The organism is Paenibacillus rhizosphaerae (assembly GCF_014192015.1).
GTDB classification, from domain to species: Bacteria; Bacillota; Bacilli; order Paenibacillales; family Paenibacillaceae; genus Paenibacillus_AQ; species Paenibacillus_AQ rhizosphaerae.
In genome coordinates, this window is record NZ_JACHXJ010000002.1 from 697,729 (window position 1) to 716,254 (window position 18,526).

At 54.6% G+C, this 18,526-nt stretch carries 16 protein-coding genes; 12 read left to right on the top strand and 4 right to left on the bottom strand.

The genetic code is table 11. The annotated features are described in order from the left end of the window. Nucleotides 1–68 precede the first annotated feature (68 nt). From parE to FHS19_RS11865, 7 genes are all read left to right on the top strand, one after another. A complete protein-coding gene (parE, locus tag FHS19_RS11835) occupies nt 69–2,051 on the top strand; it encodes a DNA topoisomerase IV subunit B (protein ID WP_183582025.1) in 1,983 nt (660 codons plus the stop codon). An 11-nt stretch (nt 2,052–2,062) separates the two neighbouring features. Then, complete coding sequence (gene gyrA / locus FHS19_RS11840; protein ID WP_183582026.1) at nt 2,063–4,528, top strand: DNA gyrase subunit A; 2,466 nt, start codon at nt 2,063–2,065, stop codon at nt 4,526–4,528. A 278-nt stretch (nt 4,529–4,806) separates the two neighbouring features. Beyond that, nucleotides 4,807–5,211 (top strand): MarR family winged helix-turn-helix transcriptional regulator, encoded by a 405-nt coding sequence (locus FHS19_RS11845; protein ID WP_183582027.1) that lies wholly within the window; start codon nt 4,807–4,809, stop codon nt 5,209–5,211. Between the two features lie 93 nt (nt 5,212–5,304). Further along, nucleotides 5,305–6,525, top strand: a complete 1,221-nt coding sequence (locus tag FHS19_RS11850; RefSeq protein ID WP_183582028.1) for a niacin permease NiaP — start codon at nt 5,305–5,307, stop codon at nt 6,523–6,525. Between the two features lie 198 nt (nt 6,526–6,723). Further along, nucleotides 6,724–7,068 carry a YojF family protein gene (locus tag FHS19_RS11855; protein WP_183582029.1) on the top strand — a complete coding sequence of 115 codons (345 nt, stop codon included), beginning with the start codon at nt 6,724–6,726 and terminating at the stop codon, nt 7,066–7,068. An 18-nt stretch (nt 7,069–7,086) separates the two neighbouring features. Continuing rightward, a complete protein-coding gene (gene bshB2, locus FHS19_RS11860; protein WP_183582030.1) occupies nt 7,087–7,737 on the top strand; it encodes a bacillithiol biosynthesis deacetylase BshB2 in 651 nt (216 codons plus the stop codon). Nucleotides 7,738–7,986: 249 nt separating this feature from the next. Further along, complete coding sequence (locus FHS19_RS11865) at nt 7,987–8,799, top strand: class I SAM-dependent methyltransferase (protein ID WP_246426544.1); 813 nt, start codon at nt 7,987–7,989, stop codon at nt 8,797–8,799. 179 nt (nt 8,800–8,978) lie between these two features. On the opposite strand, the gene FHS19_RS11870 is transcribed toward FHS19_RS11865, so the two are convergent. Further along, nucleotides 8,979–9,701, bottom strand: a complete 723-nt coding sequence (locus FHS19_RS11870) for an RluA family pseudouridine synthase (protein ID WP_183582031.1) — start codon at nt 9,699–9,701, stop codon at nt 8,979–8,981. Nucleotides 9,702–9,704: 3 nt separating this feature from the next. Next, the gene (locus tag FHS19_RS11875) at nt 9,705–10,568 is read right to left on the bottom strand and encodes a class I SAM-dependent methyltransferase (protein ID WP_183582032.1); all 864 of its coding nucleotides are present in this window, start codon (nt 10,566–10,568) and stop codon (nt 9,705–9,707) included. Between the two features lie 139 nt (nt 10,569–10,707). Between FHS19_RS11875 and FHS19_RS11880 the strand changes: the two genes are divergently transcribed. Next, nucleotides 10,708–11,133, top strand: a complete 426-nt coding sequence (locus FHS19_RS11880) for a hypothetical protein (protein WP_183582033.1) — start codon at nt 10,708–10,710, stop codon at nt 11,131–11,133. A gap of 82 nt (nt 11,134–11,215) precedes the next feature. Here FHS19_RS11880 and FHS19_RS11885 read toward each other — a convergent pair whose 3' ends face one another. Then, nucleotides 11,216–11,965, bottom strand: coding sequence for a GNAT family N-acetyltransferase (locus FHS19_RS11885; protein ID WP_183582034.1), 750 nt, complete (start codon nt 11,963–11,965; stop codon nt 11,216–11,218). 284 nt (nt 11,966–12,249) lie between these two features. Between FHS19_RS11885 and hpaB the strand changes: the two genes are divergently transcribed. Then, entirely contained in the window at nt 12,250–13,707 is a 1,458-nt protein-coding gene (gene hpaB / locus FHS19_RS11890) for a 4-hydroxyphenylacetate 3-monooxygenase, oxygenase component (RefSeq protein ID WP_183582035.1), read from the top strand. Between the two features lie 346 nt (nt 13,708–14,053). Here hpaB and FHS19_RS11895 read toward each other — a convergent pair whose 3' ends face one another. Continuing rightward, entirely contained in the window at nt 14,054–14,956 is a 903-nt protein-coding gene (locus FHS19_RS11895) for an SDR family oxidoreductase (protein WP_183582036.1), read from the bottom strand. 222 nt (nt 14,957–15,178) lie between these two features. Here FHS19_RS11895 and FHS19_RS11900 point away from each other — a divergent pair, with 222 nt between their 5' ends. From FHS19_RS11900 to FHS19_RS11910, 3 genes are all read left to right on the top strand, one after another. Next, on the top strand, nt 15,179–16,108 hold the full coding sequence (locus tag FHS19_RS11900; protein ID WP_145024618.1) for a carbohydrate ABC transporter permease: 930 nt from the start codon (nt 15,179–15,181) through the stop codon (nt 16,106–16,108). A gap of 64 nt (nt 16,109–16,172) precedes the next feature. Further along, complete coding sequence (locus FHS19_RS11905) at nt 16,173–17,039, top strand: carbohydrate ABC transporter permease (protein WP_076170988.1); 867 nt, start codon at nt 16,173–16,175, stop codon at nt 17,037–17,039. Between the two features lie 80 nt (nt 17,040–17,119). After that, nucleotides 17,120–18,499, top strand: a complete 1,380-nt coding sequence (locus tag FHS19_RS11910) for an extracellular solute-binding protein (RefSeq protein ID WP_183582037.1) — start codon at nt 17,120–17,122, stop codon at nt 18,497–18,499. The last annotated feature ends 27 nt before the right edge of the window (nt 18,500–18,526 follow it).

Consider the following 18,526-nt stretch of genomic DNA (forward strand, 5'->3'; position numbering starts at 1 on the left):
AACAAAACATCTGTTTGCATTTTGGATGAAATTCATCCTACATAAAGATACACAAAGGGGGAGCATGAATGGTCGAGCAGATCGATATGTTTGCAGAGTCATCAAAGGGCGGCCCGAACGGCCATACCGGATACGATGCTGACGACATTCAAGTGCTCGAAGGCCTGGTTGCGGTTCGCAAACGGCCAGGTATGTATATTGGCAGCACCAGCTCATCCGGACTTCATCATCTGGTATGGGAGATTGTTGATAATGCTGTAGACGAGCATTTAGCCAAATACTGCACGAGAATCGATATTACGGTACACAAAGACGGATCCATTACCGTTTTGGATAACGGGCGTGGGATACCGACCGGAATGCACAAGACGGGCATTCCTACGCCGCAGGTCGTATTTACCATCCTGCATGCCGGCGGCAAATTCGGCGGATCGGGATACAAGAAGTCGGGCGGTCTTCACGGCGTGGGCGCTTCGGTGACCAACGCGCTGTCGGAATGGCTTGAGGTGGAAATTTACCTGGGAGGCAAGATCCACCGGATGCGTTTTGAATATTGGCAGGATAAGAACGGTAAGGAGCATGTCGGCGAGCCGGTGACCGGTCTGGAAGTGCTGGGCAATACGAACAAGACCGGCACCAAGGTGACGTTTAAGCCTGACGCGCGGGTGTTCCAGAGCGGTATCAACGTGAGTTACGATACTCTTGCCGAACGGCTTCAGGAAATTGCGTTTCTGAACTCCGGGCTGCGGATCGTCCTGAAGGACGAGCGTGCGGACCGCCAGGACGAGTTTTTCTATGAAGGCGGCGCCAGCCAGTTCGTCGAATTTCTGAACGAAGGCAAAGACGTCATGCATGATGTTATTCACTTCTATGGGGAAAAGGAAGACGTCGAAGTTGAGGTAGCGCTGCAGTACAACGCCGGTTATACCGAAACGATCGCTTCCTTCGTGAACTCGATTCCGACGCGCGGCGGGGGTACGCATGAAACGGGCTTTAAAACCGCCTACACGCGCGTGATGAACGATTACGCCCGCAAAAATCACATGCTGAAGGAAAAGGACAAAAACCTGGAGGGCAACGATCTGCGCGAAGGCATGATGGCGGTCATCAGCGTTAAGATGGCCGAGGTCGAATTCGTGGGTCAGACCAAAGACCAGCTCGGCAGCGCTTCCGCGCGGAGCACCGTCGATGCGGTCGTGTCGGAGAAAATGCAGATTTTCCTCGAAGAAAATCCGCAGGTGGCCCAGACGCTGATCAAAAAGGCGATTCAGGCCTCCAAAGCGAGGGAAGCCGCGCGTAAAGCCCGCGACGACATGCGCAGCGGCAAGAAGCGCAGCGAGAGCTCTAATCTTGGCGGCAAGCTGGCGCCGGCGCAGTCGAAGGATTTTACCCGTACAGAGCTGTTTGTCGTGGAAGGAAACTCCGCAGGCGGATCGGCCAAGCAGGGCCGGGATTCCAAAATTCAGGCGATCCTTCCGCTGAAGGGGAAGCCGATGAATCCGGAGAAGGCGAAGCTCGCCGACATTATGAAGAACGAAGAATACCGGATGATTATTTCGGCCATCGGGGCCGGCATCGGCAACGAGTTTGAGATCGAAGACAGCAATTACTCCAAAATTATTATTATGACCGACGCAGATACGGACGGAGCGCACATTCAAGTGCTGCTGCTGACCTTTTTCTACCGTTACATGAAGCCGCTGATCGATGCCGGAAGAGTGTATATCGCTCAGCCTCCGCTGTACAAAATTACACGGAAATCCGGCAAGCTGGAGACGGTCCGTTATGCATATAACGACGAGCAGCTGCAAAACTATTTAAAAGAATTCGGTAAAAATTACGAGCTTCAGCGCTACAAGGGACTCGGCGAGATGAACCCCGAACAGCTGTGGGAAACGACGATGAACCCGGACACCAGAACGCTGCTGCAGGTGCAGATCGAGGACGCCGCCAAGGCCGAACGGCGCGTCTCCACGCTCATGGGCGACAAGATTGATCCGCGCAAGCGCTGGATCGTGGAAAACGTGGACTTTAGAGAGTTCGAGGAATAGAAGGTGAATGGATGAGCTTATCGGAACAATTTTTGCCGGCCTTTCTGGAGGAGGTCGTCGGCGACCGCTTTGGCCGGTACTCCAAATATATTATTCAGGACCGGGCTATTCCCGACGTGCGGGACGGCCTGAAGCCTGTTCAGCGCCGGATTCTGTACGCGATGTACGATTCGGGCAATACACCGGATAAATCTTACCGCAAATCCGCCAAAACCGTCGGGGATGTCATGGGTAACTATCATCCCCACGGGGATGCATCCATCTATGACGGCATGGTCCGGATGGCCCAGCCTTGGAAAATGGGGCATGTGCTGGTGGACGGTCACGGCAACTGGGGTTCGATCGACGATGACCCGGCCGCAGCGATGCGTTACACGGAAGCGCGCCTGTCGCCGATCGCCATGGAGCTGCTGCGGGATATTGAGAAGCGTACCGTACAGTTCAAGGACAACTTTGATAATACCGCCAAGGAACCTGTCGTTCTTCCTTCCAGGTATCCGAATTTGCTGGTCAATGGGGTCAGCGGCATTTCCGCAGGTTTTGCAACCGAGATTCCGCCGCACAACCTGCGCGAGGTCATCGACGCCTGCATCGCCGTCATGCAGAAGCCGGAAATCGAACTGGACGAGATCATGACCTTTATCAAAGGTCCGGACTTTCCGACGGGCGGCCTGATCATGGGCGGAGACGGCATCAAGGAAGCGTACCAGTCGGGCAAGGGCCGGATTTACCTCCGCTCCAAAGCAGACATCGAGTTTCTGCGCGGCGGCAAACAGCAAATCGTCATTACCGAAATTCCGTACCAGGTCGTCAAATCGCGTCTGGTGACACAAATGGAGAATATTCGACTCGAGAAAAAAATCGAGGGAATTTCGGAGGTTCGTGACGAAAGCGGCCGCGAAGGATTGCGCATCGTTGTCGAAATCAAGAAGGAGGCCGATGCCCAGGGCATTCTGGCGTACCTCCTTAAGAAGACCGATTTGCAGGTCACGTACAACTTCAACATGGTCTCCATCGTTAACAAGGCGCCGCAGCAGCTTGGACTGAAAGCGATGCTGCAGGCCTACATCGAGCACCAGCGCGAGGTTGTGACGTACCGGACGCAGTTTGATCTCGAGAAGGCGGAAGCCAGAGCCCATGTGCTCGAAGGTCTTGTCAAAGCGCTGAACATTCTGGACGAAGTCATCGCGGCCATCAAGGCTTCCAGCAACCGCCAGGATGCACAGAACAACCTGCAATGGATGTTTGGGTTTACGGAGCGTCAGGCGGATGCGATTCTGACCCTGCAGCTGTACCGTTTGACCAACCTGGAGATCACGACGCTGCAGAAGGAGCTGGACGAGCTGCAGAAGAAGATCGCCCAGTACCAGGCGATTCTGGAGAGCGACAAGAAGCTGATCGCGCTGATCCGCAAGGAGCTGCTCGAAATCCGCGACAAGTACGGCGTGGACCGGCGCTCTTCCATCCAGGGCGAGGTTGAGGAAATCAAGGTCAACCTGGAAGTCATGGTCAGCTCGGAGGATGTGCTCGTAACCCTGTCACGCGACGGATACATCAAGCGGACGAGCATGCTGTCGTTTACGCGTTCCGGCGGAGAGCTGGACAGCTCCGGGGTGAAGGAAGGCGATTATGTCAACAAGGTGCTGGATGTCAACACGCTGGATAATCTGCTGATCTTCACGCAGCGCGGCCAATTCTTCCTACTGCCGGTGCATCAGGTGCCGGAGTTCAAGTGGAAGGACCCGGGGACGGCGATCGTCAACGTCATCAACCTGGCGAAGGAAGACGAGATCGTAGGGGCCATTCCTGTCAACCATTTTGATCAGCCGGATAAATCGCTCGTCTTCGTGACCCGCAAGGGCCAAGTGAAGCGGACGGAGCTGAAAGAGTACATGACAAACCGCTCCAGCGCGGTTGCCGCTTGCAAGGTCGGCAGCGACGATGCGGTTTTGTCGGTAACGATGAGCAATAACGACAAAGACATTTTGCTGGTCAGCAAGGAAGGCATGAGCATCCGCTTCAAGGAGCAGGAGGTTAATGCGATGGGCCGCGTATCTGCCGGGGTGCGGGGAATTCAGCTCAAGGAAGGCGATGAGGTCGTATCCGCCCTGTGGGTGGAAGAGGACGAGGGCGAAATCCTCACCCTGACGGAGCTGGGCTACGGCAAACGGACGCTGCTGGCGGACTACCTGCCGCAAAGCCGCGGCGGCAAGGGACTGGCTACATTCGAGTTCAAGGAAGGCAAGCGGGTGAAGCCGAACGGAACCCGAATCGCGGGAGCGTTTTATTGCCGCGAGCCGCTCGAGATCACGGCCATGACCCAGGCCGGCCAAAGCTTCACCTTCAATTCGGAGCAGGCGCCGCTCGCCGAGCGGAAATCGATCGGCAAGCTGCTCGTGCACGTAGAGAAGAAGGACGAAATTGTCGATTTGCTCGTGACCGGCTCTGAGCCGAGCCGGACGGAGTCCAAATCATAAAATCAATGGCTGAATAGGGTATCCCGGGCTGCGGGATGCCCTTTCGTTTTACCTGGAAATTTAAAGAATTTTGTGGCTCCCCGAAAAGGTTCCGAATGGGCGCTGGAAGGCCATCGGAACCGCGATGTAGGGGAGGTTTTTCCTGTAAATTTGCACGGTTTTCACGAACCAAGCAAAGAAAATTTTCACGGTGAAGAAGGAATTGCTTTGATTTGCGCGAAACTTAATCATGTAAATCATGACGATTACAAGATACTGAGCGAAAGGAAGGATATACAGTGCAGACTTCCGAATTTGCGAAAATGTGGTCTAAACTAAGCAAAGATTACAAATTACATATGGAAAACGAGCTCGCCCCGGCCCTGACGGAGTCCCAGTTAACCGTGCTTGAAGTGCTGAGCGGTCAGGAACGGATGAAGCCTTCGGATTTGACCCCGCTGCTGGCGACAAGCCCTGCCGCGGTCACCATGCTGCTGGACCGCATGGAGAAGAACGGGCTGATCCAGCGTGAGCGGGATTTGAACGATCGGCGGATCGTATGGGTGTCCATATCGGAAAAGGGCAAGAACGAAGTGTCCCGTGGTCTGCAGATCCGCGATGCGTTCCTGTCCGGCGTGCTGAGCCGAATCTCGCTTCACAACCAGCAGCTGCTGGTGTATCTTTTGGGCAAAATCACGGCCTAAACCGGGCCCGGCGTGTTTGAAAGCGCCGTTTAGGGCATCGTATGGATAACGATGCTAATACCCCTATTATTTCTTCAAGAGGAGTCATCATGGATGAGTAAGTTAGAGCTATTGCGGCACCCCAAGCAAAGAAAGCTGCTCTTTAGCGCCGGCTTCAGCTGGTTGTTCGACGCTATGGATGTCGGCATCATATCGTTTATCGTAACGGCGTTAACGGTCGAGTGGAAGCTGTCGCCGCAGCAGGTCGGGGTTCTGACCAGCATGAACTCCGTCGGCATGGTGATCGGAGCGGCCGCCGCCGGTTATATGGCCGACCGGTTCGGCCGCAAGACGATCCTGCTGTGGACGCTGCTCATTTTTTCGGTGGCGAGCGGCTTGTCCGCGTTAGCCGCAAGCTTTGCCGTGCTGTGCCTGCTGCGGTTTATTACCGGCATTGGCCTTGGCGGCGAGCTTCCGGTGGCTTCGACGCTCGTGTCGGAGTCGATGCCTGCACGCGACCGCGGCAGAGCCGTCGTCCTGCTGGAGAGCTTCTGGGCGGGAGGCTGGCTGGTCGCTGCGCTGGTGTCGTACTTCGTTATTCCGAAGTACGGGTGGCAGATTGCATTTGTTATCGGGGCCATTCCGGCGCTGTATGCGATTTATTTGCGCAAATCCATCGAAGATGCGCCTCGTTTCAAGGAACAGCAGGCAAGCGTCGCCAAGCTGTCCTTCGGGACCAAATTCAAGTCGATCTGGGCTAAAGAGCACAGCCGCTCCACGCTGATGCTTTGGATTCTGTGGTTTACCGTCGTATTTTCCTATTACGGCATGTTTCTGTGGCTGCCGTCGGTCATGGTTCTCAAAGGCTTCAGTTTGGTCAAAAGTTTTGAATACGTGCTGATCATGACGATCGCCCAGCTGCCCGGATATTTTACCGCGGCTTACTTCATCGAGAAGTTCGGACGCAAGTTCGTCATGGTCACTTATTTGACGCTGACGGCGCTGAGCGCGCTTTGGTTCGGTTATGCGGATACGGAAGGCATGTTGATCGCCGCGGGGATCTGCTTGTCCTTCTTTAACCTCGGCGCCTGGGGCGGCATGTATGCCTATACGCCCGAGCTGTACCCGACCCGGGTGCGGTCCACCGGCGTGGGGCTGGCAACCTCGGTCGGCCGGGTCGGAGGGGTGATTGCGCCGCTGCTCGTAGGCGTGATGGTTGGTAAGGGCATCAGCATCGATACTATTTTCGGCATGTTTTTTGTCATTGTGCTGATCGGTGCAATCGGCGTTCTCCTTCTCGGTAAGGAAACCAAAGGCAGGGAACTGGCCGATTAAACCGCTATATTTCGTCATGTAAAAAGAAGCTGTCCAGGGCAGCTTCTTTCCTTTTTCGGCATGCGTAACTTTGGACTTATCCAAGCCCGTTCTTCCGTCCAAGATGACTAAATCTACAGGTTTGATTGTGATTTCCTGTTGTTTTGAATTATAATAAATATTGTTGCAGTTAGACGCTATCAGAATGGGGGAAGGAATATGCAGCTGATCAATCCCGGCATGGTCCAGGAGATGCTAGATTCACTGAAGAACCAGGACCTTTATATACACCTCGAAATGACAACGGGTGCTTACGCTTCACATAACGATTCATCCAAATTTACCGCATCGACGTTTATCCATAACGGCGTCGTCCGATATTCGCAGGGCTCCATCGCCGGTTTCGGCCCTTACCGGATCGGCCTGAAAATGGAGCAGGGCTGGGTTTATTCCCAAGGCTTGACCCATTTTGAAGAAACGGAAACGGAGCGGCTGATCATGGCTGGACATGACAGCGACGGTAAACTCGTCGTAGCGCTTCAGTTGAGCCGCCAACCATTTTAACGAGAGAAGGTTAGACATATGGAAAAACATATTCTTGTGGTGTTTCCCCATCCCGATGATGAGTCGTTCGGCACATCGGGTACATTGGCTAAGCATATCCAGGCTGGAACCCAGGTGACGTACGCCTGTTTAACCCTGGGGGAAATGGCCCGCAACATGGGTAACCCCATCTTGGCGAACCGCGTGACGCTTCCTGAACTGCGCCGGAAGGAGCTGGAGGCGTCCTGCCGGGCGATCGGCATCCAGGATCTTCGCCTCATGGGTCTGCATGACAAGACGGTGGAATTTGAGGATCAGGAGATGCTGACCAGCCGCTTGCGCGCGCTGATTGACGACGTGAAGCCATCGCTGATCATCACCTTCTACCCGGGTTACGCGGTTCATCCGGATCATGATGCAACCGGAGCCGCGGTCATTCGGACCGTAACGGCCATGCCGAAGAATGAACGGCCGAAAGTGTACTGCCTGGCGTTCTCCAACGGGTGCGAGAAGATTCTTGGCAAACCGGACGTCCTTGTGGATGTTCGCGATTATTTGCCGCAGAAGTTTGCCTCGATCCGCGCCCATCAGTCGCAGTTCCGCTGGGAAACGAGCGGACAGTCGGAGCTGGATAAAGCCGTGCTGGAGCGCTTTGGCCAGGAGCGGTTCTGGACTTATCATTTTGAATAATCGTATGGATTCGAAGACAAGCCGGACGGGCTGCTGCCATCATTACAGCGCCCGTCTTTTTTTATACGTCATAGGCGGTAAGTCGGCCAAAATTGCGAAAATAACTCAGGCAACTTGGTATCAAAGGGGGATATTGACAACTGAGGGCTCCGGCGGATACAATTTGTGAAATCCTATTTGGGATTTTACATGAGAACGGAAAGGTGTGTGGCCCTGAAGATGAGCCGAGAACAGTTGAGAAGAGAAGAGTTGAGAAGAGCAGAATTTGACGAGAAGGAGCGTACCGCAGAACAAGGTACGGGAGCAGAGCCGACACGTATAGGGCCGGCTGGTGAGGAGACAGGCCGCGATCAGGTAAGCCCTTCCGAAGGAGATCCGGAGGACATCCGGCTGGAGCGGATCGTCTTCATAGGAAGGACCTATGACGAATATTTGCGGATGTTTAACGTGAAGCCCGTGGACTTGAAGGGACGAACCGTCCTGGATTGCCCTGGCGGGGCATGCTCGTTTACGGCAAAAGCAAGGAAGATCGGCATTGAAGCCATTGCTGCGGATATAGCCTATCAGTTTGATCCTGCGGCACTTGAGGCGAAGGGGAGGCTCGATATCGGGCATGCGGTGCAGCATGTGGAGAGCCTGGGCGATCAGTACCGCTGGGACGAATTCGGCGGTCCCGAAGGGCTCCGCAGCGAGCGCACAAGGGCCTTGACGGCCGCGGTTGAGGATATGAAGCTGCATCCAGAGCGATATGTTGCGGCCGTTTTACCGGTGCTGCCGTTTGCAGACCGGCAGTTTGACATCACACTGTCGGCGCATTTTTTGTTTATGTACAACGACAAGCTGGATTACGCGTTTCATGAGCAGACGCTGGGTGAGCTGATGCGGGTGACGAAGGATGAAATCCGGATTTTTCCGCTGGTGGACCAGAGCAGCCGCAGGAATGGGGACATGGAGAAGCTGCTGTCGTTTGCCGCCGGAAACGGATGGTCGGCCGAGGAACGGCCGTCGGACTATGAGTTCCAGCGCGGTGCTGCCTCTATGCTGGTGCTGACAAGAAACTGATGGCAACAAGAATGGCGAAACGAGACGGACATTGGAAGCCGGTATCGGTTTCATGTCCAAGAATGGGTCGTATCAGCCGTTATCATATAAAAGCCGGAGAGCCTGCTCATGCTAGGCTCTCCGGCTTTTGTGCTGATTGCGGCCTAGTTGCTGCCGACGGGCGGGATGAATTATGATTTCTAGTCTGTCAAAGCGTTCAGGGTCGCTTCCGGCCACAAATTCCAGGGATGCTCGGCAGGCGGAAGCGAGGCAAGAACGATTTCTTCCTTTGTGACGGGGTGTGGAACGCCGACGATGACAGACCACAAGGCGATCTGCTGCCCCGGCTTATTCAGCCCTTTGCCGTATTTCTGGTCGCCGTAGAGCGGACAGCCGGCATGGCTCATCTGAACCCGAATCTGATGGGACCGGCCGGTATGGAGCTCCACTTTGACCAGACTATAACGGTCCGCCTCCGCGATCACTTCGTAATCCAGCAGTGCTTCCTTCGCGCCGGCTGTTCCTGGCTTCACCACAGACACGGTATTGGTCTTTGCATCCTTGAGCAGGAAGTCTTTCAGCCTTCCTGTCGGTGCGGGCAGCTTCCCGTGTACGACGGCGGCATAGACTTTGCGGAACTTGCGGGAGCGCACCGTTTCCGACAAACGAGAGGCGGCCTTGGATGTCTTGGCAAACACCATCGCCCCGCCGACCGGTCGGTCCAGCCGGTGCACCAGGCCGACAAATACGTTGCCGGGCTTGTTATACCGGATCTTGATGTCCTCCTTGAGCAGGCTGACCAGGTCGGCGTCCCCGGAGGCATCTTCCTGCGTCGGCACGTTGACCGGCTTAACGATGCCTAGTAAATGATTGTCCTCATACAAAATCTTAATGCGGATGTCCTGACCATCGGCTCTGCTCATGGTTTAGGACTCCCATCTACCCAAAATGCCGCACGGCAGATTCAGTCCGGAGGCGGTAATCGGCAGTCCGAGCTCGCCGCAGGAAATGCTTCCTCCGAACCGGCGGGCTGCCGTCATGGACAGGATGTTATGCAGTACGGTCGGTGAAATACCGGTCGTATACGAATTAATGAGCATAAACAACGGGTTGTCCGACATGATGCTCATGCAGCTCTCGACGAAGGGATAGAGGCTCTGCTCCAGCTTCCACATTTCCCCGCTGGGTCCGCGCCCGTAAGACGGCGGGTCCATGATGATCGCATCGTATTTATTGCCGCGGCGCTGCTCGCGCTGCACAAATTTAAACACGTCGTCCGTGATGAATCGGACCGGACGGTCACCGAGGCCGGACAGCTGCAGGTTCTCCTTGGCCCATTGAACCATGCCTTTTGCCGCGTCGACATGGACGACTTGGGCGCCTGCGGAAGCCGCCGCCACGCTGGCTCCACCGGTATAGGCGAACAGGTTCAGCACCTGGATCGGCCGGCCCGCGCCGGCAATCTTGTCCATCATCCAGCGCCAGTTGGCCGCTTGTTCGGGGAACAAACCGGTATGCTTAAAGTTGGTAGGGCGGATATGGAACTTCAGCTTGTCGTAGGAAATGGTCCAGCGGTCGGGGATCGGCTTTTTCATGTCCCATTGACCGCCGCCCGAAGAGCTCCGGTGATAATGTCCGTGAACTTGGCGCCACTGCCCTGTTTCGTTGGTGAGCGGCCATATAATCTGCGGGTCAGGTCTGCGGAGAATGACGTCTCCCCAACGCTCCAGCTTTTCCCCGTCCCCGGTATCCATCAATTCATAATCCTGCCAATCGCGTGCTACATACATGAATGCATTCCATCCTTCTGTTCATTAATTTCATTTAGCTTATATTGTACAACATTTCGTACATACAATGCACTTTCTTCATACTCGGTGCGGGTAAAGGTATAATAAAGATAAACCCTCGCGAAAGGAGGACTTGCCGGTGAGCAGCAGACGGAAAATATCGTGGATCCTCACTTTGTTTGGCTTGTTGTGCGGCGTTCTCTATGTCAATCAGGCGGTCCGGGGCGGAACGGATGATTGGTTTGGCTTCCTTGTCTTCGCCGTGCTTCCGCTTGGAATCGGACTTATATTGCGAACGAAAACGAAAAAAGAGAGAGCAGGGATGGAGATCACCCCCGAGATGGAGAAGAGCATTCTCCACCTGGCTGCGGAGCAGGAAAACCTGCTGACCGCTGCGGACGTTGCCCTGCATACGACGCTCAGCATGGAGCAGGCCGGCGATGCGCTGGAAGCGATGCGCCGCAAGGGTCAGGTCCATTTAAGGGTAGCGGATAACGGGGCGCTGGTCTATGAATTTCAGGATGTTCTATCGATGGAAGCCAAGCTGAATGCGGAGCGGGTGTAGGACTTTATCAGCCAGGCCCGCCCAACACAATAAACCGGCTGCGCCTTGGACATGCCGAGCGCAGCCGGTTTTCTGGTGCCGATTATTTGGACGCCATGTACTCGTAGTAGTCCTGCTGTCTCATCACTTTAAAGCCGCAGGATTCGTACAGCCTGAGCGCATTGGGGTTCTGAACCGCCACCTCCAGCCATACGTCCCGCCCCTGGGCTATCGCTTCGGATACGATGAGCATCAGCGTGCTGCGGCCGATCCCTTGGCCCCGAACCAATGCCTTCACCGCAAAACCGTATATCCACGTATCGGAGCCTGTATCTTCGAGAGATACCTTGCCGACGGTAACCCCATCCCGTTCAATGATGAGCGGTCGGGTTCCCGTTTCCTGCAGCAGCGATGAGTAGATTTCGGCTGACTCCTCCCGGCTCATCTCGAATCCTTCCTGATCGATGGCGATGATGTCCTCCATGTCGGCAAGCCCGGCGCTTCGCAGCCGGACCGACGGGTCCGCTGCCGTGACAATGTGGCCGTCGTCATGCCATTTCATCTGATATTCTGAGTGGCAGAACACCCCTCCTTGGGACTGGATAAAGCCGGTACCGCTGGCCGAAGAGGCCGGGGTATTCAGAAGAACGGTTTTATAGGCTGAAACGTCAGCCGAACGGATGGCATCCTTCCATAGATTCGTAAATATCCCCTGACGCCGGTAATCCGGATGCACCATACCGCATACCTCGAGACCGCCGCCGAGCGGATACAAGGCGAGGAAACCGGTCAGAGTATCGCCGGAATAATGAAAGAAGTCCAGATTTGCGTCCGCAGGACGTGACTTCAGCATGCCCCAGTTTAATTTCAGAGTGATGGAATCGGCCCGCTCGCACAGCTCCTGGAGAGTGGAGATATCGCCTGTTTGACTTGGATTAAGAATAGTCTGCTTCCCCCATATTCGTTGTTTTCTGCTATCATATCATGTTCCTATTTGGTGTTAAAGAGAGAGAAATGCGCTTATGGATAACTGTTTTTGTTCATATTGAGCCTTCATGATTAGGCGGTCATACCTCACTTCATACAGCAGAGCGGAATAGGATAAATGTAACATTCTTAGGGAAGGGAGCCATCCGTATGCCGGTGAAAAATGGTAAAGAGTATATGGAACGGATCGATCAGGCGCAGCCGGAGGTTTGGCTTCAGGGTAAGCAAATCCAAGGAAAATTGTCCGATCATGCGGCTTTCCGCGGTTTAATAGGCACGCAGGCTTCACTTTACGATATGCAGGCTGCGGAAGAGTATGCGCAGCTTCTGACATACACGTCTCATGAAAGCGGGGAGCCGATAGGCTTATCGTACTTACAGCCGAAGACCAAGGAAGATCTCGCCAGACGCAGGAGAGCGATGACGCTCTGGGGTGAGCGCCATTTCGGCCTGCTCGGCAGATCGCCGGATTACATGAATACCGCCGTCATGGCTTATGCCGCCGCCTCGGAGATGCTGGCCGAAGCCGACGCGAAGTATGCAGACAACATGCGGAACTACTACAGGTACTGTAGAGAGCATGACATTACGCTGTCGCACGCCTTTGTTCAGCCGGCGGTGAGCCGTGCGGCCGAAATGCTTGATGACGGGACGATCATCAATACCGCAGCGCGCATCGTTGATCAGACGACAAACGGTGTCATCGTGTCGGGCGCGTTTTTGCTGGCGACCCAGGGGGTCACGGCCGATGAAATTCTCGTCTATCCGCCGGCCTCATTCCTGTTTCAGGCGGAGGACAATCCCGAAACCTTTGCTTTTGCCGTTCCGAACAACCTTCCGGGCATCAAGTGGATATGCCGGGAAAGCCTGGTCGGCGGCGAATCCGCCTATGACTATCCGCTCAGCTCGAGATTTGAGGAAATGGACACTCTCGTCATTTTTGACCATGTCATTGTCCCTTGGGAACGCATATTTATTCTCGGCAACGACAGCTTGTCCACACGCTTTTTTGCAGAGAGCGGCTTTCACGTGCATGCAGCCCACCAGGTCTGCTGCCGTTATGTGGCGAAGACGGAATTTGTCCTTGGGATCATTCTGTCCATTGTCGATGCGCTTGAAAAAAACGGCAGCGTCATTACGGAACAAGTGACGGAGGTGATCGTGAATCTGGAGACGCTCAAGGCGATGCTGCTGGCCTCCGAAGCGGGTGCGCAGATGGACCACTGGGGAAGCATGCGGCCCGACCTTAAGCCGCTCTGGTCCGCTACTGTCATCTATCCCCAAATGTATGCACGCATGATGGAAATCATCCAGCTGCTTGGATCCAGCAGCGTCATTATGATTCCGTCCGAGCAGGACTTCGGTTCTTCCGGAATCGCTCCGTATTTATCGACTTATCTCAAAGGCAGCGGTATGAATGCCCGGGATAAGACTGCGCTGTTCCGGCTGGCCTGGGAGCTGAGCAGCAGCGGATTCGGCGGGCGGCAGCAGCTTTACGAGCGCTTTTTCTTCGGGGGGCAGCAGGTAGCCAGCAACAGGCTGTTCCAAAGCTATACGGATAAGGAGACGTACAAGGAGCGGGTTCAGCGGTTCCTCCGGGATTTGTAGCTGCGGATTTTCGCAGCGGTCATATTCTACCCGGTCCGCTCATATATCAGTAATGGGAAACGTACGTCGGCAACACGGGAGAGAGAAGCCGCCTGGGAAGAGCCATCCTTGAACAAGAGGAGGCGGGCGGCGATGACGATCGATCAGCTGATCGCTTTATTGGCACTTGTCGTCATGATCATTGGACTTGTCAGCGGAAAAAAATCATAAGCTGCAAAAAAAGAGAGCTGTATTCCGGCTCTCTTTTTTTGCCTGCAAACCGTTTAACGATTCTGTACCAGGGTCCTCGTAAAGATCGAATTTACACTGGTGCCAAAGAGCCGCCTCTAGGGGGGCTGCCGCAGCACTAATCGGTAACCATCTGTCCCCCGTTGACGTGGATCGTCTGTCCAGTGATATAAGACCCGTCGTTCGAAGCGAGGAGCACGTACGCGGGTGCCAGCTCGTATGGCTGGGCAGCACGCCCCAGCGGCACGCCGCGGCCGAAGGTGGCGACCATCTCCGGCGGCATCGTGGCTGGAATAAGCGGCGTCCAGACAGGCCCCGGAGCGACCGTATTCACTCGAATGGACTGACTGGCCAGGTTACGGGCGAGGGCACGGCTGAAGCTGACAATCGCTCCTTTCGTCGAGGAATAATCCATCAGCTTGTCATGGCCGATATAGGCGTTTACGGAAGCGGTGTTTATGATGCTGCTTCCCGGCCGAAGGTGGGGGAGAACCGCTTTGGTCAGCAGAATGAATGAAAGGATATTTACTTCGAATATATTGCGCAGCTGTTCTTCGGATATGTCCAGCAAGGATTCCCGGACGAACTGGACTGCGGCATTATTGATAAGAATGTCGATCTTTCCATACGTTTGAAGGGTGCGCTCCACAATATACGAAGCAAAGCCCGGCGACCGCACATCTACGGGAAGCAGAAGGCATGATCTGCCGAGCTGGCGGATTCGCCGCTCCGTGTCCTGGGCGTCCCGGTGCTCATTGAGATATACGATCACAAGGTCGGCGCCTTCTTTGGCAAAAGCGATGGCGACCGCGCGCCCGATACCGCTGTCTCCTCCGGTAATGATCGCCACCTTGTCCTTTAATTTTCCGGTCCCGATATAGTTCGGATTTTCAAATACGGGGAGCGGGTTCATCACATATTCAATGCCCGGCTGCCCGTGCTGGTGCTGGTCCGGCGGAAAAGCCACCGGAATGTCCTTGCACTGGTGAATGACGCCATAGTTCGCAAACGGATAGTTCATCGGCCAATCCTTCCCTAAGCTTGTGATGGTACACAGTCTATTCACGGGATGGGCGTGTGTGCCAGTTTTTTTTAACTCTTACATCGAAATAACAAACGAACATAAACGGCTGTCCCGGACATAAATATGTACCAAAGCTGATGATCACCCAATGATGACGCATGTTGTTGGCATTAGGGATCCTTTTGGAAGGAGGAGGGCCGATTGATATTAAGCAATGAGATGAATGCTGACAAGAAAATGACACCCAAACGGAAAAAATGGTTCACGCGCAATGATTGGACCGGCTATTTGTTCAGCGCCCCGTTAATTATCGGCGTGCTCGCATTTGCCATCTATCCGATGTTTGCCGCATTGTTTATCAGCTTTCACCAGACGTCGGGCCTGTCGCTGAACGGAAAGTGGGTGGGGCTCAGCAATTACCGGTACGCCTTGGAGGATCCGGTTTTCTGGCAAGCGCTTACAAATACGTTTTTGATGGGCGTCTTGTCCGTTGTGCTCGGCATCGTATTGTCCTTTGTGCTGGCGAGCCTGATCAACAATCTCAAATGGAACTTCGGCAAAAACTTTTTTAAGGCCGTCTACTTTCTGCCGAACGTCGTCTCGGCGGTAGCGACCAGTCTCCTGTTCTCATTTCTGTTTTTCCCTTCGAAAGAAGGGCTTCTGAACTTTGTGCTGAGCTGGTTCGGGGTTCACCATCCTATCGGCTGGTTTACGAATCCGGAGGTGTCGCGCTACAGCATTGTGCTGATGAGCCTGTGGGGGGCGCTGGGCTACAACACGATAATTTTTCTGGCAGGCCTGCAGAGCGTGCCGCGCGACCTGTACGAAGCCGCTGAAGTTGATGGGGCGGGCGGGTACAAGAAATGGCTCCATATCACGATCCCTTATTTACGTCCGATCTTCGTCTTTATGCTCATTATGGGCACGATCGGCGGCATGAAGCGGTTCACCGACGTGTGGCTGATTGGCGGCACGGCGGGTAATCCGGGCGGAAGCCTGATGACAGTGGTGCTGTACATATACCGGAACGCATTTTTGGCATCGCAAATGGGTCTGGCCACAGCCGCTTCGTATCTGCTGTTCATTATCATTTTGGTGCTGACCGCGGTCATGATGCTGCTGAACCGCCGCAAAGACAGCCTGGACTGACGCACTAGGCCAAACCGACGTCATAATCAGAACGACCGGATTATTAAGCAAAGGAGGTCCCGCCATGATCCAAACGGCCGATTCCAAGGCGCTGCGCCGCAAAAAGATCCCTGTCAGTCAATGGATTCTCGCCATTGTGCTGTTTCTCGGCTCCTTTATCATGATCGTGCCATTCCTGTGGATGCTCGTGACCAGCTTTGACTGGGGGGCCCGGCTGAACATTACGTTTCCGCCGAAAATTTGGCCGGAAGAGCCGTCCATACGCACGTATGAGGTAGCTTTTACGAACATTAAAATGTTCCGCTATATCATCAATTCCATCATCGTCAGCGCAGGCGTCATCGTTGTCAGCTCCCTGTCCGCGCTGCTGTCCGGTTATGCCCTATCCAAGCTGCGGTTCAAAGGGGCGAGCCTGGTGCTTCTGCTGGCGCTGAGCACGATGATGATTCCGTTTGAAATGACCATGATTCCGCAGTACCTGCTCTTTAGCAAGCTGGGGCTTTTGGACAATTATCTGGCTTTTTATTTGCCTGCACTGAACTACGCCTTCGGCACGTTTCTGGCCAAAGCCTTCATCGACCAGCTGCCATCCAGTCTGCGTGAAGCCGCCATTCTCGATGGTGCCGGGGAATTTACCGTGTTCGGCCGGGTGTATTTGCCGCTCTGCACGCCGATTATCGCCACCATGATCATCCTCCTGTTCCTGGGCGTGTGGAACGAAATGCTGTGGCCGCTGCTGGTGCTGAAGAACGCTGCCAAATATACGATCCAGATCGGCCTTGCGATGTTTACCTATAACAACGGCATCAATCAACAGCCCTCGATCATTATGGCTGCAACGGCGGTCAGTCTCATTCCTGTCGTCGTCGTATATATGTTTCTGCAGCGCTACATCATCGAAAGCATTGCTTTATCCGGGATCAAGCAGTAAACCCGGCGAATCGCGGCCCTGGCGCCGCAAGGCACCTAGGATGATTGCGAACACACCGATTATGAAAAGGGGGAACGCGCATGAAAAAATGGCTTCTATTGCTGCTGTCCTGCATGCTCGTATTCACGCTGGCAGCCTGCTCTGAAGGTTCAGGCAAGGACGTGACCGGCGGCGTGGAAATCAAGCAAGTCTCCGACATGAAAGGAACCGTCCGGGTGGCGCTGGCCGGGTGGCAGCTCGACAACGGCATCAACGCGCAGACGGGAAATTCGACGATCGGGCTGACCGAGTACATGGATAAGACGTTCAAGAAAATGTACCCGAATATCAAGGTAGAGCTGTATCAAATTCCTTGGGAGAACGTAAAGGCCAAGCAAACGGCAATGCTCATGTCGGGAGATGCCGACGTGCTGTACACCGGGGGAGCTTTTGCCTCCCAATGGTATCAGGACGGACTGCTGCGTGATCTGGACGACCTGATCAAAGAAGACACATCGTTTGATCCCGGCATTTATCTGGACGGCATCATGAACAATTCGTACAGCACCAAGTCGCCGGACGGAACCAAGCAGTTCGGGATTCCCGCCGTGCTGGGCCGCCGTATGACCATCTACGACAAAAAGCTGTTCAGCGACTGGGGCGTTGAAGGCTTGACGGAGAAGGCGACCCCGGATGAAATTTTGGAAAAAGCCAAAAAGATGACCGGCAAAAATCCGAAAACCGGGGAGCAGAACTACGGCGTATACTGGTCGGGCAACTCGCTGAACGGCTCCACTTTTGTGGCGCTGACCCTGGCTTTCGGAGCGAAAGGGGCCGAAGGCTCGCTGAAAGACGTGAAATCGATCAAATGGCATCTGAACACGCCGGAAATGGTGAAGGTCATGGAGTGGCTGAAGGAAGCCGCAAAGCTGCCGCCAGCCGGATTTATTACCGCGCAGGGAGCGGAGAACTTCGGGCTTGAGAAAAACAATATCGCGATTGCGCTGGACAGCACCGGCGGCGCGACGATGAACGAATTTATCGCAAACAATAACAAGGAACTGCTGGACCGGTTCGAGCCGGTGATGAATATGGGCCCCAAAGGCGAAGGCTGGGTGGCCGTGGATCCGTTTGTCATGGCGAAGAATGCCAAGGACGTGAAAGCTTCCTGGGAAGTTCTCAAGTTCCTGACCAGCCCGATGACGCAAAAATATACGTATGAGAACTTTGCGATGACGCCAACGATCAAGCAGGCCGATTTTGTGAAGCCGGAAGACAAATATGTGAAAAAGGCGCTGGACATCGCCAATGTCGGGCACTCCGAACTGATGGACGAAGCAAATCCGTTCTATATGAGCGATATCGTCCCGGCTGTCAACGGCTTTATCAGCAAGGCGGCTTCCGGCAACGCGCCGGATACCCAGCAGTTCCTGGACGAACTGCAGGACCGCGCGGAGAAATGGTCCGCCAATTTGAAGTGACAGGTTAAAACGAGTGCAGGGCCCTTC

Excerpts from the sequence above, each read along its gene's own strand:
- parE (WP_183582025.1), top strand. The coding sequence starts at position 69 with ATGGTCGAGCAGATCGATATGTTTGCAGAGTCATCAAAGGGCGGCCCG.
- gyrA (WP_183582026.1), top strand. The coding sequence starts at position 2,063 with ATGAGCTTATCGGAACAATTTTTGCCGGCCTTTCTGGAGGAGGTCGTC.
- FHS19_RS11850 (WP_183582028.1), top strand. The coding sequence starts at position 5,305 with ATGAGTAAGTTAGAGCTATTGCGGCACCCCAAGCAAAGAAAGCTGCTC.
- FHS19_RS11855 (WP_183582029.1), top strand. The coding sequence starts at position 6,724 with ATGCAGCTGATCAATCCCGGCATGGTCCAGGAGATGCTAGATTCACTG.
- bshB2 (WP_183582030.1), top strand. The coding sequence starts at position 7,087 with ATGGAAAAACATATTCTTGTGGTGTTTCCCCATCCCGATGATGAGTCG.
- FHS19_RS11870 (WP_183582031.1), bottom strand. The coding sequence starts at position 9,701 with ATGAGCAGAGCCGATGGTCAGGACATCCGCATTAAGATTTTGTATGAG.
- FHS19_RS11875 (WP_183582032.1), bottom strand. The coding sequence starts at position 10,568 with ATGTATGTAGCACGCGATTGGCAGGATTATGAATTGATGGATACCGGG.
- FHS19_RS11885 (WP_183582034.1), bottom strand. The coding sequence starts at position 11,965 with ATGCTGAAGTCACGTCCTGCGGACGCAAATCTGGACTTCTTTCATTAT.
- hpaB (WP_183582035.1), top strand. The coding sequence starts at position 12,250 with ATGCCGGTGAAAAATGGTAAAGAGTATATGGAACGGATCGATCAGGCG.
- FHS19_RS11895 (WP_183582036.1), bottom strand. The coding sequence starts at position 14,956 with ATGAACTATCCGTTTGCGAACTATGGCGTCATTCACCAGTGCAAGGAC.
- FHS19_RS11900 (WP_145024618.1), top strand. The coding sequence starts at position 15,179 with ATGAATGCTGACAAGAAAATGACACCCAAACGGAAAAAATGGTTCACG.
- FHS19_RS11905 (WP_076170988.1), top strand. The coding sequence starts at position 16,173 with ATGATCCAAACGGCCGATTCCAAGGCGCTGCGCCGCAAAAAGATCCCT.
- FHS19_RS11910 (WP_183582037.1), top strand. The coding sequence starts at position 17,120 with ATGAAAAAATGGCTTCTATTGCTGCTGTCCTGCATGCTCGTATTCACG.